The organism is Nonomuraea monospora (genome assembly GCF_039531895.1).
Lineage (GTDB): Bacteria > Actinomycetota > Actinomycetes > Streptosporangiales > Streptosporangiaceae > Nonomuraea > Nonomuraea monospora.
Genome location: NZ_BAAAQX010000007.1, coordinates 302,006 through 324,964, shown reverse-complemented (window position 1 = coordinate 324,964; position 22,959 = coordinate 302,006). Strand labels below are relative to the sequence as shown.

Here is a 22,959-nt window from a genome sequence, read left to right as displayed (position 1 = left end):
GCCGGGCCGTGAGGGGGTCTGTGCCGTCCTTATGGTGATTTTGTAGCCGCTCTATGGGGGAGCGGCTGTGTGGCGCTCAGAGGGGGCTTCGAGGGGCGCCGAAGGGGTGCTGAGGGCGTGCCGGGGCGGGGCGTTCGCCAGGAGCCGTGCGAGGGGCGTTCGGGCGCGGGACGCCGTCAGTCTGGGCCGGAGTTTCGCGGTGAGCTGAGCCGGGAATCCCCATGCGCTCCGGCGGCGCTGTCTCCGGCGGAGTAGGAGGGGATCCCCCGGATGGCGATGATGGGCGGCGGCTTCGGCCCCAGCACGATGATGTCCCTGCGGCGTGACGGTTCGGTCACCAAGCAGCGGCTGCGTCCCGGCACGGTGCGGCGCATCGCGCGCTACGCGCGGCCGTACACCCGGCAGATAGCGGCGTTCCTGCTGCTCGTCGTGGCGGGCGCGGTGATCGTGATCGCCAACCCGCTGCTGATGAAGGCGATCATCGACGACGGCATCCTGCCAGGTCAGACCAGCGTGGTGATCGGCCTGGCCGTGGCCATCGCGGGGCTCGCGGTGGTGGACGCCGGGCTGACGCTGGTGCAGCGGTGGTTCTCGGCGCGCATCGGCGAAGGGCTGATCTACGACCTGCGCACCGAGGTGTTCGACCACGTGCAGCGCATGCCGGTCGCGTTCTTCATGCGCGCGCAGACCGGCGCGCTGGTCAGCAGGCTCAACACCGACGTGATCGGCGCCCAGCGCGCGCTGACCAGCACGCTGTCCTCCGTCGTGTCCAACGTGGTCAGCCTGGTGCTCGTGCTGGGCGCGATGCTGGCGCTGTCGTGGCAGGTGACGCTGGTCGCGCTGGTGCTGCTGCCGATCTTCATCGTGCCCGCCAAGTACGTCGGCCGCCGCATGTCGGCGCTGACCCGCGAGCAGATGCAGCTCGACGCCGAGATGAGCTCCGTCACCACCGAGCGCTTCAACGTCGCCGGCGCCATGGTCGCCAAGCTCTACGGCAGGCCGGAGGACGACGCCGCCGTGTTCGGCTCCCGCGCGGCCAGGGTGCGCGACGTCGGCGTGACCGTCGGCATGTACGGCACCGTGTTCCGGGTCGCGCTCGGCCTGGTCGCGGCCCTCGCCACCGCGCTGGTCTACGGCATCGGCGGGGTGCTGGCCGTGTCCGGGGCGTTCGAGCTGGGCACGCTGGTGGCGCTGGCCGCGCTGCTGATGCGCCTGTACGGGCCCCTCACGTCGCTGTCGAACGTGCACGTGGACGTGATGACCGCGCTCGTCAGCTTCGACCGGGTCTTCGAGATCCTCGACCTCAAGCCCATGGTGGCGCAGAAGCCGGACGCCGTGCCCGTGCCGGAGGGCCCGGTCACGATCGAGTTCGACGACGTGCGCTTCCGCTACCCGGCCGCCGAGGAGGTGTCGCTGGCCTCGCTGGAGTCGGTGGCCAGGCAGGACAGCGGCCCGTCCTACCCCGTGCTGAAGGGCGTGTCGTTCACCGCCGCGCCCGGGCAGCTCATCGCGCTCGTCGGGCACAGCGGGGCGGGCAAGACCACGATCACCTCGCTGGTGTCGCGGCTGTACGACGTCAACGAGGGCGCGGTGCGGATCAACGGGCTCGACGTGCGCGACGCCACCCTCGACTCGCTGCGCGACACCGTCGGCGTGGTCATGCAGGACGCCCACCTCTACCACGACACGATCGGCGCCAACCTCCGCTACGCCAGGCCCGGCGCGAGCGACGAGGAGATCTGGCAGGCGCTGCGCGCGGCGCAGATCGGCGAGCTGGTCGAGAGCCTGCCCGACGGGCTGGACACCGTCGTGGGGGATCGCGGCTACCGGCTGTCCGGCGGCGAGAAGCAGCGGCTGGCGCTGGCGCGGCTGCTGCTGAAGGCGCCCCGCGTGGTCGTGCTCGACGAGGCCACCGCCCACCTGGACTCGGAGTCGGAGGCCGCGGTGCAGGTGGCGCTGAAGACCGCGCTGCGGGGGCGTACGTCGCTGGTCATCGCGCACCGGCTGTCGACGATCAGGGAGGCCGACGAGATCCTCGTCATCCACGACGGCCGGGTGGCCGAGCGCGGCGGTCACGAGGAGCTGCTGGCGCGCGGCGGGCTCTACGCCGAGCTCTACCGCACCCAGTTCAGCTCCGCGGGCAGCCCGGCCGCCTGAGCCGCCCGCCCGGCTCAGCTCTGCTGGTAGCCCAGCCGCTTGAGCTCCTCCCTGGCCACCTTCTCCACCAGCTCCAGGTCGGCGCGTCGCAACCGGGTGCGGTAGACGCCGACCTTGGGCACCGCGGTGTCGTACAGGACGACCTTGGACACCCGCGTCTCCAGGAACTCCGCCAGCGTCGCCACCGACTGCGGCGGCTGCTCGACCAGATCCTCATAGCGCAGCGTCAGGAGCTGCGGCTCGGGCAGCGCGCGGCGCAGCTCGGCGCTCATCCGCACGGCGCTGCGCCAGCGCAGCGCGCTCTTGCCCGCCGCCGGCATGGTCTTCCACCGCTCCAGGTGCTCGTCCTTGTTGACGCCCAGGAACGCGTTGGGGAACTCGGTCTGCCCGCTCAGCATCGCCGGCTTGAACCAGGCCAGGCAGGCCGGGTCGCCCAGCATGCCGGCCACCACGTCGCGGCCGTCGCGGATGAGCTGGACGAACCGGGCGTCAGGGAAGGCCTGCAGCAGCACGGGCGCGCTGTAGAGCAGGTCGGGGCTGCCGTCGCCGAAGCGGGTGACGTCGTTCGCGGCGACGCAGGGGCCCGCGCCGGTGACGCCGCCGGCCTCACGGCACGGCTCGGCGCACTCGGCGCAGGAGCGGGGCAGCACCTGCCACGACTCGGCCAGCGCGTCACGCAGGACGCGCACGGCTCCCGACGTGCGGGCGATGGACGGCTTGCGGGCGAACGCGTACACCACGTGCGCCACGCTCGCGCGGCCCATCGTCACGTGGAAGCCCGGCGAGCGTTTCAGGGCGCGGGCCAGCAGGTCGACGCCGGAATGCGGAGCTCCGAGCAGGAAGACAGGCCGGCGGACCTTGATGCCGTTGACCACGAGGATGTGGGGCGGAAGTCGCATACGGAAAGCAAGTGTGACACCGTTTGCCACGTGAACGAGCCAACCTCTGTGTCGGTGCTCACCGGTGCGGGCATCTCCACCGACTCCGGCATCCCCGACTTCCGGGGGCCGCAGGGGGTCTGGACGAAGAATCCGCAGGCCGAGGCCAATGCCACGATTGATCGTTACCTCGCGGACCCCGACGTCAGGCGCGCGACGTGGCAGTCCAGGCTGGAGTCCCCGGCGTGGCAGGCCAAGCCGAACGTCGCCCACCACGCGCTGGTCGAGCTGGAGCACGCCGGGCTGCTGCGCGCGCTCATCACGCAGAACATCGACGAGCTGCACCAGCTCGCCGGCTCCTCGCCGGAGAAGGTCATCGAGCTGCACGGCACCATGCGCCGCGCCGAGTGCCTGTCCTGCGACCTGATCACCCCCATGGAGGAGGTGCTCGCCAGGGTGGCCGCGGGCGAGGCCGACCCGCCGTGCCCGCGCTGCGGCGGCATCCAGAAGTCGAACACGATCTCGTTCGGGCAGAACCTCAGGCGCGAGGTGATCGACGCGGCGCTCGACGCGGCCCGCTCGTGCGAGCTGTTCGTGGCGGTCGGCACCTCGCTGACCGTGCACCCCGCCGCCGGGCTGTGCGGCGAGGCGCTCGACGCCGGCGCCCGGCTGGTGATCGTGAACGCCCAGCCCACCCCGTATGATCCGTTCGCCGACCGGGTCATCGCCGAGCCGATCGGCCAGGCACTACCAGCGCTCGTCAAGGAGCTGATCGATGCGGCCAGGTGACACCGTCGCCGTCGTCTCCCCGTCAGGACCGGCCAACGCCGTGCTGCTCAAGCGCGGCATCCAGCGGCTGGAGTCACTCGGGCTCAAGGTGATCGCGGGCGAGCACGTCCTCGCCCGACAGGGGCTCGACTACCTGGCGGGCGACGACGCCGCCAGAGCCGCCGACCTCCAGGCCGCCTGGTGCGACCCGGCCGTCTCCGGCGTGTTCTGCTCCAGGGGCGGGTACGGCGCCGCGCGGCTGCTCGGCCTGCTCGACTGGGACGCGATGCGGGAAGCCGGGCCCAAGGTGCTGCTCGGGTCGAGCGACATCACGGCGCTGCACAACGCGTTCGCCATCGAGCTGGGCGTGCCCACCCTGCACGGGCCGATGGCCGCCTGCGACGTCATCGCGGGCGACGAGAACGGGCCGGAGCCGCAGACCTGGGAGAGCCTGCGCGCGGCGCTCTTCGGCACGCCCGGCACGGTCACGGGCGACCGGGTGCTGGCGCCGGGGCGGGCCGAGGGCGTGGTGCGCGGCGGGAACCTGTCGCTGATCGCCTCGATGTGCGGCACGCGGTGGCAGCCGTCGTTCGACGGGGCGATCGCGTTCCTGGAGGACGTGGGGGAGGAGCCGTACCGGATCGACCGCATGCTGACCCAGCTTCTGCAGGCCGGCGTGTTCGACGGGGTGCGCGGGATCGCGCTGGGCTCGTGGGTGAAGTGCGGTGATCCGTACCCGGTTCTGGAGGACCGGCTGAAGCCGCTCGGAGTGCCGATCGTGGCGGGGCTGCCGGTCGGGCACGGCTCACCCCAACACAGTGTCTGGTTCAACGTACTTGGTGGTATCGATACCGAATCGTGCTCGCTATCTGGCGTGATGCGGAATGAGGAGCAGGCAAGGTAGGAGGGACGAATCCGACAGAAAGGGACACGACGCGTGAACTTGTTCAGGCGTGAGCCCTCTCGCCGGCCGGTCGAGGACGTCGATCTCGACTCGTTGCTCGCTCTCGTCGCGGAGTCGCTCGGATACTCCTTCGAGTTCGCTCCCGACGGCTCCACCGTGGCCCTCGGCGGGCCGCAACCGCTTGTCGTCCAGCTCAAAGGGCTGCGGCGCGAGGCCGGGCGCAGGGCCAGGGAAGACTGGCCCATGCTGGTCTCCGAGCACCTCGCGCACGCCGTGGCCACCGCGGGCGACCGGCTCGACGTGTGCGAACTCAAACAGGTCCGGTCCCTGCTGCGCACCCGCGTGGAGGCCGTGGACGAGATCCCCGACCTGACCCGCGTCGTCGGCCGTCACCTCAACGCCGACCTCGTCGAGCTGCTGACCGTCGGGTCGCGGCCGGTGCGGCCCGAGGAGTCCGGCTGCTGGCCCGTGCCCACCGGGCAGGCCCTCGACCTCGCCGTCGCCAACGTGCGGGCCAGGGAGCGGCTGCGGGTGGAGCACATCGAGCTGTCCGGCACGCCCGTCACCCGGCTCACCGCGTCCAGCCCGTCGGCCGCCACGCACCTGCGGTGGCTGTCGAGCTACCTGGCGGTGCCGTCCGACGGGGCGCTGGTGGTGCTGCCCGATCCGTACACGTTGCTGCTGCATCCGGTGGACGGGATCGGGGTGGTGCGGGCGATCGAGCGGCTGCGGGTGCACGCGGCCCGTACGGACGGGCTCAGCTCGCAGGTCTACTGGTGGCACGAGGGGCGGCTGACGTTGATCAGAGCCGACATCGTGACCAGGGACGGGCAGACGCGGCTCGTGGTGGCGCCGCCGCCCGACTTCGCCCGCGTCCTGGCCCGCCTCGCCGTCTGAGCGCCCGCGCCTGGAGCGACCCACGCGCCCCGACCACCCGCCCCCGCACCTCCGGCGCGAACAGGCCGCGTCACGTGGGCGATCGGCACGGACGCGACGGCCACCGTGACGCCGTAGCCGGTGACCAGCAGGCCGACCGCCGACAGGGACACCCGCAGGTCCTCGGACATGAGGGTCAGGAGGCCGACCGGCAGGTTCTCGGCGGTGTTGAAGGTGAGGGCGGCGAGCATGAGCGCGCCGAGCACCGCGAGTCTGTGCCATGGGGCCGGAGGTCGCGTGATCACCGGGTTCCTGGTGGGTGGGGAGGACGCCGGGACGCCCTCGCGGAGGGAGTCCCGGCGGCGTGCGGGCGGTTCAGCCGCGGTTGACGTAGTCGCGCAGGTGGATGGCCGTCAGCGACGTCCCGTCGGCGACCAGCTCGCCGGGGGTGCCGGAGAAGACGACCTGCCCGCCGTCGTGCCCCGCGCCGGGCCCGAGGTCGATGATCCAGTCGGCGTGGGCCATGACCGCCTGGTGGTGCTCGATGACGATGACGGAGTTGCCGTCGTCCACGAGGCGGTCGAGCAGGGCCAGGAGCTGGTCCACGTCCGCGAGGTGCAGGCCCGTGGTGGGCTCGTCCAGCACGTACGTGGTCCCGTTCTTGGCCATGTTGATGGCGAGCTTGAGCCGCTGCCGCTCGCCGCCCGACAGGGTGGTGAGCGGCTGGCCGAGGCCCAGGTAGCCGAGGCCGACGGAGACGAGGCGGTCGAGGATCGTGCCGGCCTGGCCGGTGGGGAAGAAGTCGCGGGCCTCGGAGATCGGCATCTCCAGCACCTCGCTGATGTTCTTGCCGCGCAGCCGGTACGTCAGCACCTCCGGTGTGAACCGCTTGCCCTCGCACGTCTCGCACACCGACGCCACCTCGGCCATCATCGCCAGGTCGGTGTAGATGAGGCCGATGCCCTTGCAGGCCGGGCAGGCGCCCTCGGAGTTGGCGCTGAACAGGCCCGCCTTGACCCCGTTGGCCTTGGCGAAGGCGGTGCGGATGGGGTCGAGCACCCCGGTGTAGGTGGCCGGGTTGCTGCGGCGCGACCCGCGGATCGGCGACTGGTCGGCCACCACCACGCCCTCGCGGCCCGCCACGTGGCCGTGGATGAGGGAGCTCTTGCCGGAGCCCGCCACGCCGGTGACCACGGTGAGCACGCCGAGCGGGATGTCCACGCTGACGTCGCGCAGGTTGTGCAGGGTGGCGTTCCTGATCGGGAGGTGACCCGACGGGCGGCGGAAGGTGTCGCGCAGCCGTACGCGATGGTCGAGGTAGCGGCCGGTCAGCGTGCCGGAGGAGCGCAGCCCCAGCAGGTTGCCCGAGTAGCAGATCTGGCCGCCCGCCGTGCCTGCGCCGGGGCCGAGGTCCACGACGTGGTCGGCGATGGCGATGGTCTCCGGCTTGTGCTCGACCACCAGGACCGTGTTGCCCTTGTCGCACAGCGCCAGCAGCAGGCGGTTCATCCGCTGGATGTCGTGCGGGTGCAGGCCGGCGGTGGGCTCGTCGAAGACGTAGGTGACGTCGGTGAGGCTGGAGTTGAGATGGCGCACCATCTTCACCCGCTGCGCCTCTCCGCCGGACAGGGTGCCCGACTCGCGGTTGAGGCTCAGGTAGCCCAGGCCGATCTCGACCAGCGAGTCGAGCGTCGAGCGCAGGCCCTCCAGCACCGGCCCGACGCGGGGGTCGTCGATGCCGCGGATGAAGTCGGCCAGGTCGTTGACCTGCATGGCCGAGCAGTCGGCGATGTTCCTGCCGTGGATCCGGGCCGAGCGGGCGGCCTCGTTCAGCCGGGTGCCCTCGCAGGCGGGGCAGGGGGCCAGCTTGATCGCCCGGTCGGCGAACGCCCGCGCGCCCGGCTGCATCGAATCCCGGTCCTTGCCCAGGTAGGCGCGCCTGACCCGGACCAGCAGGCCCTCGTAGGTGAAGTTACTGGTGCCGTACTTGAGCTTGGTGGCCGGCTTGTGCAGCAGGTCCGCCCACTGCTGCTCGGTGAAGTCCTTCAGCTTGGCGTCGGGGTCGAACAGGCCGGAGCCGGCCACGACCTGCCAGGGCCAGCTGTCCACCGCGTAGCCGGGGGCCGTGATCGCGCCCTCGTTCAGCGACAGCTCCCTGTCGACGACCGCGTCCACGTCGATCTCGGTCGCCTTGCCCAGCCCCTCACACGCCGGGCACATGCCCTCGGCCATGTTGAAGCTGAAGGCGGAGGCGGAGCCGACGTGCGGCTCGGCGACGCGGCTGAAGACGATGCGCAGCATGGTGTGCGCGTCGGTGGCGGTGCCCACGGTGGAGCGGGCGTTGGCGCCCATGCGTTCCTGGTCGACGATGATCGCCGCGCTCAGGTTGTGCAGCGCGTCCACGTCCGGACGCGACAGGCTCGGCATGAACGCCTGGATGAACGCCGTGTAGGTCTCGTCGATCAGCCGCCGCGACTCCGCGGCGATCGTGTCGAAGACGAGCGAGGACTTGCCGGAACCGGACACCCCGGTGAAGACCGTGAGGCGCCGCTTGGGGACGTCCACGGAGACGCCCTTGAGGTTGTTCTCCCTCGCGCCGCGGACCTGGATGCTGTCGTGGCTGTCGGCGGCGGTGTGATCGCGCGTCTGGACGGTGCTGGCCTGGTGGCTGGAGAGCACGGAACCCTTCCATCGTCGGCTGACTGTTTATGGTGTAAAGGGATTGGCCGGGACAGCTTACCCCCAACCTGGACGCGCCGGGCACCTCTGCGGGCGGGCGAACAGGTCGTGAACTCGGGGCGACACCCTGCTCAGGGCCTGCCCGGCGCGGTTAGCGTGGCAGGCGCCACCAGTGAAGATCCGTCGGAGTCACATCGAGTTGCGCAGGAATCATCGGGAGCCCGGCGTGCGCGCCGTCCTAACGCGGGGAAGGCTCGTCGCGGTCGGGATCGACCCCTGGCTGACGCGCGAGCCGCCAGAGACCGTGGCCGCCCAGGTGGCCGAGGCGGTGGACGCCGCCTTCGCCGCGGAGTCGCCGGTCGACGCCGCCGTGCCGTTCGTCGAACCGCTCGCCCTGGCGCGGGAGCTGCGCGCCGTGCGCGCCGACCTCGACGCGCGGATGGCGCGCGTGACCGCCTCCATCGAGGTGAGCGCCGCCGCGCTGTGCGCCGGCGCCGAGGTGCCGCTGCTCGACTTCGGCGAGCTGTTCGACCGGCTGATCGCGATGCTGGAGACCATCGGCGGCGTGCCCGACGGCGACGTGCGCGGCACGTCCGAGGGGCCGGTGAGCGCCGTGTGCGCGCCAGGGCCGCGGCTGGTCGCGCTGAACGTGACGGCGCGGGCCATGTACGGCGGGCCGCGGCTGCTGGGCGAACGCGTGGTGGACGGGGTCAACACCGCCCTGGACGACCTGCGGCACGGCCTGTTGCTGCGGCGTGCCGAGGCGGGAGCCGGGACCGAGCAGATCATGGCAGGGGTGGAGGAGCTGCGGCGGGCCGGGGCCCTGCGGATGCGGGGGTACGTGCGGGACATGGCGGCGATGATGTCCCAGGTCAAGGCGGCCGGCGTGGTCGTTGGTGACGTGTCGGAGGCGGTGTGAGGTCGTGAGTCTGGAACTGCCCGCCGCGCTGGCGGCCGTCGAGGAGTTTCTCGGGTGGTCCTTTCCCGAGGGGGACGAGGACGCGCTCGTGCGGCTGGGCGACGGGTACGAGGACGGGCTGGTACGGCCCGGCGGCGGACGCGAGGCGCGGCCCGGGGGCGGGGACGGGGGCGAGGTGCGGCCCGGTGCGGGGGCGCTGGTCGAAGGACTCGGGTTGAAGGCGTCCGCCGGGCTGGTGCTCGCGCGTAAGGGCGTCACGCTGCTGCAGTACGGGCTGACCGCCGCCCTGCTGGCCGAGACGCTCGCGGCTGGCGGGGCGCTCGCTTCGGGCGAGGCGCCCGCGCCGGTGCTGCGGCGGGCCGGCCAGCGGGCCCTCGACGCCGTCACGGGCGGCGAGGGGGTTTCGGGCGGCGGCGGTGTTGTGGACGGCGACGCCGTTACGGATGGCGACGGTGTTGCGGGCGGCGACGCCGTCACGGATGGCGACGGTGTTGCGGGCGGCGACGGTACCGAGGCGTAGGCGGCGGCCCTCGCGAAGGGCGTGGCTCTGGCACGGCCGCTACGCGGAGATCGAGTTCACGGCCCGGTGATGCAGGCCGATCACCGGGATCTCGTGCAGGCTGCCCGAGTACAGGAACTGCGTCATGCCGATCAGCAGCCGTCGCACGTCCTCCTGAGGCCGTACGACGAGCCGCAGGAACTGGCTCGTCGTGCCGAGCTTGTTGCCGCACTCGCGCACGTACACCCCGTGCTCGGCCAGCAGGTGATCGCGCAGCGGCACCCCGTCATGGCCCGGCGGCAGCTTCACCAGCAGGAAGTTGCCCTGAGAGGCGAACACCGACAGCCCCGGCATCGTGCTGAGCTGCTGGAACATCGCCCTCCTGTCGTTGCCCAGCCGCCTGAGGCTCTCCTGGTACTCGGGCATGAACTGCCGCATCATGAACACCACGACCTCGGCGAACGAGTTCAGGTTCCACTTGGGCAGCGCGTCGCGCACCCGTCCGGCGAGGGCGGGGTTGGCGACCATGTAGCCGAAGCGGATGCCGTGCAGGCCGAAGTTCTTGCCGAGGCTGCGCAGCACGATCACGTTCGGCCGCACGGCGGCCTCCGTCGCGATCCCCGGGTACGGCTCGGCGTCCACGAAGTCGCCGAACGACTCGTCCACGATCACCAGGTCGAGATCGATGAGCTGGTCGAGCAGCCGCAGCACCTCGTGTTTGGGCAGGTAGCCGCCGTCGGGGTTGTTCGGATTGCAGATCACCGCCACCCGCGAGCCGCGCGTACGGATGAACGAGACGTAGTCGTTCACGTCGAGCGTGAAGTTGCGGCTCTCCTGCAGCGGATACATGTCCACCCGCTTGCCCGTCTCCAGCGGCTGGTCGGTCCAGCGGCCGAAGGTCGGGATCGGCACCGCGAGGCTCTCGCGGACCAGCAGATGGTCGATCCAGGTGATCAGCTCCGTGGAGCCGTTGCCCATCGCGACCGTCTTGGGGTGCAGCCCGAGCGTGGAGCAGAGCTCCTCGGTGATCGTGCCCGCGTCGCTCGGATAGAACTTGAGTATCGTCTCCAGATTTCTCCCGAGGTGCTCGAAGATCTCCGGTGTGGGGAAATACGGGTTGCAAGGGATGCAGAAGTCCACCGGGGCGCGCTCTCCCGACGAGCTGCGCAGGAGTGAGAAGTACGACGGGCTGTGCGCTTGCGCCCGCAAGAGACTGAGCTCCACGACACCTCCATGGACCACGTGTCCGATGTGTGTAGGTACGCGCGGGTGTCGTCAGTGGTTCATGAGGACGGGTCGGTTCTGCGGAGCGCGAGGATCGCGATGTCGTCGCGTGGCGCGGTGCCGGTGAAGACCCGCAGGTCGGCGTCGATCCTGGCGGCCAGGCCGCCGGACGGGGCGCGGGCGTAGGAACGCAGCCGCGCCTCCAGCGGGTAGAAGGCGCCGCTGGGGTCGCGCGCCTCGGTGACGCCGTCGGTGCACAGCAGCATCGTGGCGCCGGCCGGGAACGTGAACCGCGTCCCCTTCCTGGGTGACGACGACAGCGCCGCCAGGCCGAGGGGCACGGCGGGCTCGCCCAGGTCGGCCTGGATCGCGTCGCCGTCGTGGATGACGAACGGGGCGATGTGGCCGCAGTTGACGGCCTCGACCACCGAGCTCCTGCCGATGTCCAGCACGAGGGCGGTGACCAGCCGCTCGGGCTCGCCGGTCTGGGTGGCGAACGCGTTCTGCCTGACGACGGAGTTCTCCAGGGCGGCCACGACGCCGGTGAGCGTGTGCTCGCGGTAGGCAGCCTCCCTGAACGAGCCCAGCACCGCCAGCGCCGTGCCGATCGCGGGCAGGCCCTTGCCCTGGACATCCGCGATCAGCACCCGGGTGCCGTGGCGGGAGGCGGCCACCTCGTACATGTCGCCGCCGACCATCGCGTCCTCCTCGACCGGCTGGTAGAGGCCGTTCACCACCACGTCGGCGGTGCGCAGGGGCAGCGGGCGCACGATCAGCCGCTGCAGCGCCGCCGCGGCCGAGCGCAGCCGGGACACCTCCTCCTCGCGCCGCACCCGGTACCGGCAGCCGACCACGCTCAGCGCCCCGAACAGCACCATGAACCCGGTCGCCAGCAGGATGTCGTCGGTCTCCGCGCCGAGGTAGACGCCGGTGCCGATCTCCGCCAGGATGACCCACACCGAGACCAGGGCCGTCTGCCACACCTCGCCGAGCGCCGAGACGATCGCCGGCAGGAAGACCAGCAGCGGGAACAGTCGCACCGCCGTCCCCGTGGCCACGTCCAGCGCGACCACCACGACCGTGACCAGCAGGCACACCGCCACCAGCACCGGCGTGCTCAGCCGCGGCCCATCGCGGTGCCGCAGTCTCCCGTCGTCCGTCACCGCTCTCCCTTCACCTCATGTCACCTTCTATCAGTCCGTTTCTCCTCTCCGGCGCGCTGGCACGCGCCCTTGACCGCACCTTGCCCTGACGTGCGAATGGGAACGCCTTCGGGCGCATTAATATCCGGGCGAACGTCCCGCGGTGAATTGAATGGCGGGGAAATCGACGGGTGGCGCGGCGCATTGCGAAATGCGCTTTCTCAGAACGGTGTTGACGCTCTGTGCTGCAAGGATAGGCAGGGTGGCTACGGAAAGTAAACAGCGCCGCCCTTTATGGTGGGGTTTGCTGTTGTTGGTGGGTGGGGTGTCCGGGTTCTCATTAGCTTCTAATCTCGCTATCCATTGACACACGAAAATGATCTTGTAAATATCTGAGTTGAGACGCGGAACGACTAATTCATGTCTGGATAGGGAGCCGCCCATATGGACATCGAGCACGACTGGAACCTGCTGCCGGCCGTGGTCGTCCGGAGCGCCGGGTTTTCCTGGGAGCTCGTCATGTCCCTCGTCTACTCGCGGGCGGCGGAGAGTGCGGTGGTGGTCGCGGGGCTGGAGCGGCGGGCTCGCGAACTGCTGGCTGAGTCGCACGACCATGACACCGACGCCCGCCCGTCCGATGCTCGCTCGGCCGACGCCCGCCCGCCCGAAGCGCCCTCGCCCGAAGCTCGCTCGGTCGAAGTTCGCTCGGCTGACGGCCGTTCGGCTGACGCGCGCTTGTCCGGCGCGCCTCCTGGACGTGCGGGGAGCGGGGTCCGGGCGGGAGGCGGCGGGTGGACGGGGAGCGGGCGGTTGCCGCGTGGCCTGCGCAGCCGCCTGCGCGACCTGCGGCCCCTGCCGGACGGCACGCCCGCCCCGGCCGACTGGCTGGCGGAGTGGAACGAGGTGACCGGGCGGCTGGAGGAGGCCAGGCTCACGCTGTCCGGGCTGGCCACCGGGGACGCCGCGCTCGGCAGGGCCGCCGTGGCGGGGATCGTCGCCGACGAGCGCTTCCTCGACGCCCTCGTCTGCTCCTCACCCGCCCTCTACCGCGACCTGCGACGCGGCACCAAGAGCGGCAAGATCCGCCGCGAGCTGGCCGAACAGGTGCAGCGGCTGTCGGCGTCGTGCGAGACGGCGGGCTGCTACGGGCCCGTCAACTACGGAGTCGTCGCCCCGGGGGAACGCGGCGGCCACACGTGGGCGGGGGCCGCCGAGTACGCGCGGCGGGTGGCGTTCCCGGCCGCGCGGGTGGGCGAGGCGTTGCAGCAGCGCGTGCTCGCCGAGCCCGCCCTCGTCGCCGGGCTGGTGCCGCGCCGCAAGACGTGGACGGGCGAGGTGCTCGACGGGGCCGCCTTCGTGGGGCACTGCGACGGCGGGCGCACGCTCGCCGAGATCGCGGCCGAGACGGGGGCCGGGGTGGAGCGGGCTTCGGCGGCGATGACCGTGGCGGTGCGGCGCGGGCTGCTTACCCACGACCTGTGCCCGCCCGCCACCGTCTGCGACACACTCGGGTGGTTGCGCGAGCGACTGGTCGCCAAGGGGGTGCCGGTGGCGGCGGGCGACGAGGCCCACGAGGGCGCGACGCGTGACGGCGTGGCCCGCGACGGCGTGGCGCGCGGTGATCGGGCGCGTGAAGGCGCGGGGCGCGGTGAGGGCGTGCGTGAGGGTGTGGCGCGGGGGGAGGGGATGCGGGCCAGGGCCGCTTCGGGTGCCTGTGAGTGCGGGTGTGCCGAGGCCGAAAGCCGTACCCGGAAGGGGCGGAGCCCGGGGGAGGAGAGCGCGGGCGGACGGGAGGCGCGCGTACGCAGGATGCTGGCCTCGGGAGTACCGCGAAGACCGTTCGTGTCCCGCCCCGGCGTGCCGGCGCAGCGCGCCCGCGCGATCATCGGCACCCGCCCCGCCCAGGACGCCGACCTCCCGCTGGGCAGGCGCGTGGGCGAGATCAGCGAGCTGCTGGCCCAGTACCCCGGCGCGTCACCCGACGTGAAGCTGGCCGTGCAACGCCGGATCGAGGCGCTGGCGGGCGGCGGGCGTCGCGACGACCGGGCGATCGTGCACGAGGCCGCCGCCGGCACGCTGCGGGTCACCGTCGGCGACGCGCTGGCCGCCGACCTGCGGGGCCGCGTGCCCAGGGTGCTCGACCTGCTCGCCGAGGAGGCCGAGCTGACCAGGCAGCGCACCAACCGGCTGCTGGCCGGCAGGCTCGGGCCAGGCACGTACGAGCTGGCCGAGGTGCTACGCTCGACCGGCGACCTGGAGATCGAGCACGGCGACCGGCTGGACGAGCGCATCGCCGCCCTCGTCCGCGACTCGCCCGCCGGCACCACCGAGCTGAACCTCGCCGGTCTGCTCCCCGAACCGGCCCCGCCCGCCGCCCCGGTGCTCTGCTCGGCCGACGTCATGGTGGCCGCGTCCGCGCTGGAGGCGTACGAGGCGGGGGTGACCCCGCTGGTCCTCAGCAGGCTCCACGACGCGGTGCTGCTCACCCCGTGGGCGCTGCAGTTCCACGAGGAACGCGCCGCGTGCCTGGCCGAGCGGGACACCGGGATCAGGCGGGCGCTGTCCGGGTTCACCGTGCTGAACGTCATCTCGCGCCGCACCAACGGCGTGCCGCCGCTGGAGCTGCCCGGCCCTGTGCTGGAGCTCGGCGGGGTGGCGGCCGACCCGAGGCGGCGGCGGATCGGGCTGGACGAGCTGTACGTGCACAGCGACGGGCAGCGGGCCGTCCTGCACGCCAAGGGGATGGAGGAGCCGCTGCTGCTGCACAACGGCGAGCACGACACGGCGTTGCACACGGCGTTCGCGCTGCCCAGGGTGCGATTGCCGAGGCTTCGCGGGCTGTCCGGCGTGCCCCGGCTGACCTGGGACAACGTGGTCCTCTCGCGGCGGCTGTGGCGGCTGGGGGGCTCCTCGTTCGAGGCGCTGGGGCAGGCCGGGGGCGATCGTGAGCTGCTGGTGGCGATGGCGCGGCTGCGCGAGGCCCACGACCTGCCGGTGGCGTTCTTCGCGTCCACGGCGCGGGAGCGGCGCTCCTTCTACGTGGACACGCGCGCGCCCGCGCTGCTCGAAGGGCTGGCCCGGCTGGCCGCCTCCGCCGACGAGGTCACGGTGACCGAGGTGCTGCCGGGGCCGGGGGAGAGCTGGCTGCGGGAGGGGGAGCGGCGGTTCGCGGCCGAGTTGCGGTGCGTCTACCTGCGGCCTGCCGGGTCTCCTGCACAGGGCGGGGAGGGGGCGGTGGCCGGTGAGCGCGCCGGTGGTGGTGGCGGGGCGCAGGTGGTCGGTGAAGTGCGGGTGGGCTCGCGTGGTGGCTCGGTTCAGGGGACGAACCGGTCCGTACAAGGGGTGCGGCAGTTGTCCGGGCCGGTCCCGCAGGCTGTCAGAGGGCTGCAGCAGCCCGTGCAGCCGTCGCGAGGGGCCGCCGTCGCGCGGTGGATGGAGCGGCGCGGGACGGCCTTGGAAAGACAGCCGCAGCTCTCGAGCCCGCGCACCACGGATCGGCGGCCCCAGCCGGACGATCTGCGGTCCCGCGCGGACGACCTCCGGCCCCGGCCGGGTGATCTGCGGTCCCGGCCGGATGACCTGCGGCCTCGTGTGGACGACCTGCGCTCCCGTGCGGATGATCTGCGGTCCCGTGCGGATGATCTGCGGTCCCGGCCGGAGAACTTGCGGGGCCGTCCGGCGCACCCCTACCCCTGGCCCGGAGAGGGCGGTTGATGGAGCTTCTCGTCATTCCCCCGTTCACCGACTTCACCACCGAGATCGTCCCGCCGCCCGGAACCGAGGTGCTCGACCTGGGCACCCGCGTCGTCGAACGCCTCGCCGACCCCGCGCTCCTGCGCGCCGCCGCAGGACGCCCCGACGGGCCGCACCCCGCGCCGGCCGGACAGGCGGCGGACGTCATCGAGCGGGCCGGCTACGACGACGCGCACCTGCGAGCCGTCGGCACGGCGCTGCGCCTGGCGGGCGACCCCGCACTCCGGCTCAGCCTCGACGGGCTCGAACTGGCCGAGGGCAGCACGCAGAGCAGCCGCGACGTGCTCACCGCGGCCGCCAGGTGCGAGCTGTTCCGTCCTGAGGTCGACCAGGCGGTGGAGGCCGCCAAGGAGCGGCGCGTGCACGTCGTGGTGGACGGCGAGCGGCAGCTTCCCGCCGCGTTCGCGCTGGTGCGGGCGCTCGGGGCGGAGCGGGTGACGCTGTGCGGGCGGCTCGTGGCCGAGCAGGTCGCGGCGCTGCGGCGGGTCCCCGAGCTGGCCGGGGCCGAGTGGCTGAGCTGGTCGCCAGAACGGGTCATCCGCCCCAGCTGGTACGCCGGCGGCCCCCGCACCCACGTCCGCTGGCTGACCGGAGGCGACACGCCGCCCGCCGGCGGCCCGTGGGCGGGCAGGCTGGACGCGGTACGGGTGGCGCGCTTCCCCCTCGACACGCTGGCCCGCTGCCGAGGGCTGACCATCATCGTGACGCGCATCGACTTCCTGGCCGCCGTGACCGGGCTGAACGGCATGACCGTCAACCTCCGCCGCCTGCTGGCCGCGATCCCGAGGTCCGCGCCGGTGACGTGCGAGCTGGCGGTGGGCGCGCCCGGGATCGACGCGGGCGTCGTGGGGGAGTCGCTGGAGCTGCTGGCGGACGGGCCGGGCGGGGTTCGGCTCGGAGGGGTGCGGCCGTACCGGATGGGGATCCGTACGGTCTGGGCCGGGCACAGCGTGCGCTTCCCGCCGCGTGCGGGGGACGACCTGACGCGGTGGATCGAGTTCGACGCGCCCGAGACCATGCGGGCTTGGGAGGTGGCGAGCACGATCAGGACGTGGCGCGACCGGCTCCACGACCTCCCACCGGGACGGCTCGCCGCCTGCACGGTCGCCGGGGACACGGCCAGTGGCGCGGTGGGTGGTGGGGTGAGCGGCACGGCGGGTGGCGCGGTGAGTGGAGCGGCAGGCGGCGCAGTGGGCGGCGTGGCGGGTGGCGCGGTGAGTGGAGCGGCAGGCGGCGCGGTGGGTGGCGGGCGGCGTGTCGTGGCGGGGGGCGGGGCCGGGGTGTCGGGGGGACGCGGGTGAGTGGGAGCCTGGGGGATGGCGCGGACGCCGGGCGGGGAGATCTGGTCGTCGAGTTGTGCCCGTGGTTCCTGCTGCGCACCACCGGCCTGCCGGTGTCGCTGCTCGACGGGCTGGGCCATCCCGACCTGCGGCGGCTCACCGAACGGCTGCTCGCCGCCGAACGCCGCCTGACCGCCGAGCGGCGGGCCTTTGAACGCCTGGCCGCCCCCATGCGCGGCAGCGTCCTGCGGCTCGCTCCCGAACGGCGCGCCCAGGCCAGGCACTGCATCAGGAGCGTGCGCACCGGGATGCCGCTGTCCGGGGAGGAGCTGGGGCTGCTGGAGTCGCTCGGGCTGGGGGAGTGGGCGCGGCGGTGGCAGTCGGCGGTGGTCGTGGCGGGGGCGGCACGGGCGGCGGCCAGGAGCGCCTACGCCGCCGCACGGCTCGTGACCCGGCGTAAGGTCGCGGAAGCCTACGACGAGGAGTCCGTGCGGGAGGCCGCCTTTCTCGCCGATCCAGCCTTCTACCAGGCGATCGTGCGGCATCCGCTGGCCCGCAGGCCGGGGGACGGCACCGCCAGGCGCTCCCGGCTGCTCAGCGCGGCGGCCCATCGGCAACTGCGGCGGTTAACGGTGGGGGGTGGGGGCGGTGGGCCTGTCCTGTATGCGCGGTTCCAGCCGGGGGACGAGCGGGCGCTGCGGGTGGGGGAGCCGGGGACTGAGCGGGTGGTCGTCGAGGCGGGTGAGTGGCTGGCGCGGCACGTCGGGGACGCGGGGCGGGTGGAGGAGTTGCGGGTCCGGTACGCGGACGCGCCCTGGCCCCGGCGGGCGGAGCGCTTCGAGGACGCTCGGCTCGAAGCGCTGGACTCGGCCGGGAGGTGCGCCCTGATGGCGGACGGGCCTTCGGGGCGCGGGATGGTGGGGGAGGGTCCGCCGGGTGGCGGGACGGTGGGGGACGGGCCTGCGGGGGATAGGCATTCAAGGGGCGGGACTGCGGGGGGCGAGCATGCACGGGGCGGGCCTGCGGGGGACGGGCCTGCGAGGGGTGGGGTTGAGGGGCGGCCGCATCCGCATGGGTGGGGTGGGCGGGCGCGGGACGCTGAGGCGTGGGGGCCGCAGCGTCACGAGGTGTTTCGAGAGGCGCGGTCCAGCCCGTACAGCGAACGCGTCACGATAGGCGGCGGCGCGCTGGCCGGGCTGCGGGCGGCGCTGACGGCGGTGTTGCCGCTGTGGCACCTGGCCACGCTCCTCGCCGACGACCCCGCGCACCTGCACGCACTCACCACCACCCTGGAGAGGCTCGCGTCCGAGGCGCTGACCCGCTGTGACGAGCCGCACGTCATCAGGCTGACCAGCCAGGACGTGGCCCGCGCCACCGCCCACCTCTGGGATCGGACCCAGCCCCGCCCCACCCTCCCCGGCCCCGACCTGATGGCCGTCGGCCCCACGCTGGACGAGGCGACGTGGCTGCTGTGCGGCGTCCGTGCCGACTGCCGCCCCCTCCACGAGCCCATCCCCGCCCAGCTCCGCCCCGCCCAGCACCCGTTCCCTGACCCGCCCACCTCACCGGGCCCCGCCCTGCACCCGCCCACCTCACCGGGCCCCGCCCTGCACCCGCCCACCTCACCGGGCCCCGCCCTGCACCCGCCCACCTCACCGGGCCCCGCCCTGCACCCGCCCACCTCATCCGGCCCCGACAGGCACCCCGAGATCGACCTGGGCGCCCACACCCCCCGCATCCTCCTGGACGACCTGATCTACCAGCGGGCCCGCTGGCGCGTCCCCCTCCCGGCGGAGCGCGGCGCGGACGCGTTCGACCGCTGGCTGGCCATCCACCGCCTGCGCCGCGAACGTGCCCTGCCCCGCCACGTCTTCGTCCACCACCCCGCCACCCCCACCCCCTTCTACGTCGACTTCTGCGACCCGTTCGCCGTCGAGGACCTGGCCAGGCACGACCCGGCCGAGGTGCTGATCACCGAGATGCTGCCCGCCCCGGGACAGCTCTGGTGGCGGGTGGACGGCCGGGAGCAGTGCGCGGAGCTGCGGCTGGGCTGCGTCGTACGCTCCGCGCCCCGATAAATTCGGTTGCCGGGCGGCACCGGGGCCTGGTGTACTCCCGGACGAGAAGCGCGCCCACCACCGTGAGGAGGCCCGAGATGGCTGAAGTGTTCATGATCCCTCAGCTCAGTGACTCCTCCGACGCAAAGGGCATGACGCTTCTTGAGTCCGATCGATACCGGGACCTCTTCCGCATCGACCTCTGACAGAGATGTACTACGGCTGCTCCGTCCAGGACGGGGCGCCGGCGCGGCGCTGACCGCCGCGATCGCCGCCGCTACGGCGTTGCCGCTGGCCGCGCCGCAGGTGACCCGGCGGTTCGTGGACGACGCCATCGGCGGCGCGAGCATCCGGCACCTGACGCTGGTCGCCCTCGCCTACCTGGGCCTCGCGGTCGCGGGCCAGGCCGCCAGGATGGTGACGGCGTGGCTGGCCAGCAGGCTGGCCTGGGACGGCACGAACCGCCTGCGCGAACGCCTGACCGGCCACGCGCTCGGCCTCGACCTGGCCTTCCACGGCCGCCACACGCCCGGCGAGCTGATCGAGCGGGTGGACGGCGACGTCGTGGCGGTCGCCGACTTCGAGGTGGCGTTCCTGCTGGACGTGGTGGCCAGCGTGCTGCTGCTGGCCGGCGTGATCGTCGTGGTGTTCGCCGTCGACTGGCGCATCGGCGCGGTGCTGCTGGTGTACTGCCTGCTCATCGGGTACGGCATGGCGCGCGCCCAGCGGCTGGCCGTGCCGTCGGCGGCCCGTTCCCGCGCTGCGAGCGCCACGCTGTTCGGCACCCTGGAGGAGCGCCTGGCGGGCGCCGAGGACCTCAGGGCCAACGGCGCGGGCGAGCACACGGTGCGCCGCTTCCACCAGGTCGCCGCCGCCCTGTTCCAGGCCGAGCGGCGCGACGCCCGCATCGGCACCACGCTGCTCGCCGGCACGTCGGTGGCGTTCGCCGCGGGCACGGCCCTCATGCTGGGGCTGGCCGCCTGGACGGTGCAGGCGGGCACCCTCACGGTCGGCACCGCCGTGCTGCTCTTCCAGTACACGCTCATGGTGCGGGCGCCGTTCGAGCGGCTGATCGACCAGATCAGGCAGTACCAGGCGGCCCTGGCCGGCCTGGCCCGCATCGCGGCGCTGCTCGCGGAGCGGCCCGCGCTGACCCCCGGCACGCGCCCGCTGCCCGCCGCCGGGCCGCTCGGGCTGCGCGTCGAAGGGGTCGCGTTCGGCTACCCGGACGACGACGAGCAGGTGCTGTCCGGCATCGACGTCACGCTGGCGCCCGGCGAGACGCTGGGCCTGGTCGGGCGGACGGGCAGCGGCAAGACGACCCTGGCCAGGCTGGTGCTGCGGCTGCACGACCCCGTGGAGGGCGCCGTCCGGGTGGGCGGCGTGGACCTGCGCGAGGCCGACCCGCACTCGCTGCGCACCAGGATTGGCGTGGTCACGCAGGACGTGCAGCTCTTCGCGGCCAGCGTCCGCGACAACCTGACGCTGTTCAGGCCGTCGCCCGGCGACGAGCGGCTGATGGAGGTGCTGCACGGCGTCGGGCTCGGCGAGTGGGCGGCCGGGCTGCCCGACGGGCTCGATACCGAGCTGCGCGGCGTGTCGGCGGGGCAGGCGCAGCTCATCGCGTTCGCGCGGGCGTTCCTCGCCGACCCGGGGCTGGTCGTCCTCGACGAGGCGTCCAGCCGCCTGGACCCGGCCACCGAGCGCCGCATCGAGGACAGCGTCGGCCGCCTGCTCGACGGCAGGACAGGGGTGATCATCGCGCACCGCCTGTCGTCGCTGTCCCGGGTGGACAAGATCGCGGTGCTCGACCGCGGCAAGATCGTCGAGTACGGCCGCCGCGACGAGCTGGCCGCGGACCCTGACAGCAGGTTCGGGCGGCTGCTCGACCTGGCGGGGGTGAGCCGATGAGACCCGTGATGCTGGTGGCCACCCGGCTGGCCACGTTCGACCTGCGCAGGTACCTGATCGGGGCGCTGCTGTGGCTGCCCGTCCACGTGATCCCGCTGGCCGGCGGGCTCGTCCTGCAGCAGGTCTTCGACCGGATCAGCGGGCACCAGCCGGCCGCGCTGGAGGCCGTGCTGTGGCTGTGCGCGGCGTTCGTCGGGGTCGAGCTGGTCCGCGGGGTGGTGATCGTCGTCGCCTGGACGTACGGCGTGTACTGGTGGAACGCGGCGGCGACGCTGCTGCGCGCCAACGTGCTGCGCTCCGTGCTGACCGCGCGCGGCCCCGCCGCCGCGCGGCTGTCGCACTCCTCGGGCGAGGGCGTCGCCCGGCTCCGGGACGACGTGGCCGACGCCGTGGACTTCACCGACGAGAGCGTCAGCCTGGCCGGCACCACCCTGTTCGCGGCCGTCGCCCTGCCGATCATGGCCTCGATCGATCCGCTGATCACCCTGGTGCTGATCCTGCCGATGCTCGCGGTCGGGGTGCTGAACAGGTCGATGCACCGGGTCGTGGCCAGGCTGCACCGCCGGGCCAGGCGGCTCGGCGCGGCCGTGACGGCGTACGTGGGAGAGGTGTTCGGCGGCGTCCTCGCGCTCAAGACGGCGGGCGCCGAGCCCGCCGCCCTGGAACGGCTGCGCGAGCACAACCGGCGGCGGCGCGACGCGGCCGTCCGCGACCGCATGGCCACCGACCTGCTGGACGCCGCCACCACCACGACCGTCGAGCTGAGCACCGGCCTGGTGCTGCTGCTGGCCGCGCCCGCCATGCGCGGCGGCGACTTCACCGTGGGGGACCTGGCGCTGTTCACCAGCTACCTCGGCTGGCTCACCGCGCTGCCCCGCTCCATCGGCACCACCCTCTACCGGCTGCCCCAGGCGGCGGTCGCCACGGAGCGGCTCACCGCGCTGATGGCGCCGCACGAGGACGCCGACGCCCTGTCGCGGGGCGCCGACGTCTGGCTGCACCACGACCCGCCCCCCACCGCCCCGCCGCCACCGCACCCCGACCCGCCGTCCGCCGACTCGCCGCTCCCGCACACTGGCCTGCTGTCCGCCGCACTGCCGAGCCCGCACGCTGACTCGCCACCCCCCACGCCGCCGCCACTGCACGCCGGTCCGCTGCGGGTGCTCGAGGCGCGCGGGCTGAGCGTGCGGGGTGTGCTGCACGGCGTCGATCTGCGGCTCGAACACGGCTCGTTCACCGTGATCACCGGGGCCGTGGGGGCGGGCAAGACCACGCTGGTACGCGCCCTGCTCGGCCTCCTGCCGCTGGACGAGGGCACGATCGTGTGGAACGGCGCCCCGGTCGCCGACCCGGGCACGTTCCTCGTCCCCGGCCGTACGGCGTACGCGGGCCAGGTGCCCCGCCTGTTCTCGGCGTCCCTGCGGGAGAACCTGCTGCTCGGCAGGCCCGCGAGCGACGACGACGCCCGGCGGGCGCTGGAGCTGGCGGCGTTCGAGCAGGACCTGACCGGGATGCCCGACGGGCTCGGCACGGTCGTCGGGCCGCGCGGGGTGCGGCTGTCCGGCGGGCAGGTGCAGCGCGCCACCGCCGCCCGCGCCCTGATCCGCGAGCCGGACCTGCTGGTGGTGGACGACCTGTCGTCCGCGCTGGACGTCGAGACCGAGCGGCTCCTGTGGGAGCGGATCGCCGGGCGCGGCCCGGAGACCGTCCTGGTCGTCTCCCACCGGCAGGCCGCACTCGAACGCGCCGACCAGGTGATCGTTCTCGACCGTGGCCGCGTCGCCGGACGCGGGCGGCTGGACGAGCTGCTCGAAGGGTGCCCCGAGATGCGGCGGCTGTGGCACACGGAACTGATCACCGACGACCTGATCACGAAGGAGGAGCAGGCCGGAGCTTAGGGCACCATGGAAGG

15 protein-coding genes are annotated in these 22,959 nt (G+C 73.1%); 11 read left to right on the top strand and 4 right to left on the bottom strand.

What is annotated here, in order from left to right; all coding sequences use genetic code 11:
• The first annotated feature begins 270 nt into the window (after positions 1 to 270).
• Positions 271 to 2,157 carry an ABC transporter ATP-binding protein gene (locus ABD331_RS16730; protein WP_344475538.1) on the top strand — a complete coding sequence of 629 codons (1,887 nt, stop codon included), beginning with the start codon at positions 271 to 273 and terminating at the stop codon, positions 2,155 to 2,157.
• Between the two features lie 14 nt (positions 2,158 to 2,171).
• Here the strand turns inward: ABD331_RS16730 and ABD331_RS16725 are convergent, their stop codons facing one another.
• Positions 2,172 to 3,056 carry a sulfotransferase family protein gene (locus ABD331_RS16725; protein WP_344475536.1) on the bottom strand — a complete coding sequence of 295 codons (885 nt, stop codon included), beginning with the start codon at positions 3,054 to 3,056 and terminating at the stop codon, positions 2,172 to 2,174.
• 30 nt (positions 3,057 to 3,086) lie between these two features.
• Here ABD331_RS16725 and ABD331_RS16720 point away from each other — a divergent pair, with 30 nt between their 5' ends.
• From ABD331_RS16720 to ABD331_RS16710, 3 genes are read left to right on the top strand one after another with little or no spacing between them, the layout of a single operon-like run.
• Positions 3,087 to 3,824 (top strand): SIR2 family NAD-dependent protein deacylase, encoded by a 738-nt coding sequence (locus ABD331_RS16720; protein WP_344475534.1) that lies wholly within the window; start codon positions 3,087 to 3,089, stop codon positions 3,822 to 3,824.
• Positions 3,811 to 4,707, top strand: coding sequence for a S66 peptidase family protein (locus tag ABD331_RS16715; RefSeq protein ID WP_344475532.1), 897 nt, complete (start codon positions 3,811 to 3,813; stop codon positions 4,705 to 4,707). The genes ABD331_RS16720 and ABD331_RS16715 overlap by 14 nt, the downstream gene beginning before the upstream one ends.
• A gap of 33 nt (positions 4,708 to 4,740) precedes the next feature.
• On the top strand, positions 4,741 to 5,604 hold the full coding sequence (locus ABD331_RS16710) for a hypothetical protein (protein ID WP_344475531.1): 864 nt from the start codon (positions 4,741 to 4,743) through the stop codon (positions 5,602 to 5,604).
• Between the two features lie 354 nt (positions 5,605 to 5,958).
• On the opposite strand, the gene ABD331_RS16705 is transcribed toward ABD331_RS16710, so the two are convergent.
• A complete protein-coding gene (locus ABD331_RS16705; protein WP_425566004.1) occupies positions 5,959 to 7,884 on the bottom strand; it encodes an ATP-binding cassette domain-containing protein in 1,926 nt (641 codons plus the stop codon).
• Between the two features lie 604 nt (positions 7,885 to 8,488).
• Here ABD331_RS16705 and ABD331_RS16700 point away from each other — a divergent pair.
• Together ABD331_RS16700 and ABD331_RS16695 are read left to right on the top strand one after the other, a co-directional pair.
• Positions 8,489 to 9,181 (top strand): hypothetical protein, encoded by a 693-nt coding sequence (locus ABD331_RS16700; RefSeq protein ID WP_344475529.1) that lies wholly within the window; start codon positions 8,489 to 8,491, stop codon positions 9,179 to 9,181.
• Positions 9,182 to 9,185: 4 nt separating this feature from the next.
• Entirely contained in the window at positions 9,186 to 9,701 is a 516-nt protein-coding gene (locus tag ABD331_RS16695) for a hypothetical protein (RefSeq protein WP_344475528.1), read from the top strand.
• A gap of 39 nt (positions 9,702 to 9,740) precedes the next feature.
• Here the strand turns inward: ABD331_RS16695 and ABD331_RS16690 are convergent, their stop codons facing one another.
• Positions 9,741 to 10,904, bottom strand: a complete 1,164-nt coding sequence (locus ABD331_RS16690; RefSeq protein ID WP_222871122.1) for a pyridoxal phosphate-dependent aminotransferase — start codon at positions 10,902 to 10,904, stop codon at positions 9,741 to 9,743.
• Between the two features lie 59 nt (positions 10,905 to 10,963).
• Entirely contained in the window at positions 10,964 to 12,067 is a 1,104-nt protein-coding gene (locus ABD331_RS16685) for a PP2C family protein-serine/threonine phosphatase (RefSeq protein WP_344475523.1), read from the bottom strand.
• 423 nt (positions 12,068 to 12,490) lie between these two features.
• Between ABD331_RS16685 and ABD331_RS16680 the strand changes: the two genes are divergently transcribed.
• From ABD331_RS16680 to ABD331_RS16660, 5 genes are all read left to right on the top strand, one after another.
• Positions 12,491 to 15,760, top strand: a complete 3,270-nt coding sequence (locus ABD331_RS16680; RefSeq protein ID WP_344475521.1) for a hypothetical protein — start codon at positions 12,491 to 12,493, stop codon at positions 15,758 to 15,760.
• Entirely contained in the window at positions 15,760 to 17,100 is a 1,341-nt protein-coding gene (locus ABD331_RS16675; protein ID WP_344475519.1) for a hypothetical protein, read from the top strand. Before ABD331_RS16680 ends, ABD331_RS16675 begins: the two co-directional genes overlap by 1 nt.
• Positions 17,097 to 19,157 carry a hypothetical protein gene (locus ABD331_RS16670; protein ID WP_344475517.1) on the top strand — a complete coding sequence of 687 codons (2,061 nt, stop codon included), beginning with the start codon at positions 17,097 to 17,099 and terminating at the stop codon, positions 19,155 to 19,157. Before ABD331_RS16675 ends, ABD331_RS16670 begins: the two co-directional genes overlap by 4 nt.
• Before the next feature lie 141 nt (positions 19,158 to 19,298).
• Positions 19,299 to 21,047, top strand: a complete 1,749-nt coding sequence (locus ABD331_RS16665) for an ABC transporter ATP-binding protein (RefSeq protein WP_344475515.1) — start codon at positions 19,299 to 19,301, stop codon at positions 21,045 to 21,047.
• The gene (locus tag ABD331_RS16660; protein ID WP_344475513.1) at positions 21,044 to 22,945 is read left to right on the top strand and encodes an ATP-binding cassette domain-containing protein; all 1,902 of its coding nucleotides are present in this window, start codon (positions 21,044 to 21,046) and stop codon (positions 22,943 to 22,945) included. Before ABD331_RS16665 ends, ABD331_RS16660 begins: the two co-directional genes overlap by 4 nt.
• Positions 22,946 to 22,959: the final 14 nt, after the last annotated feature.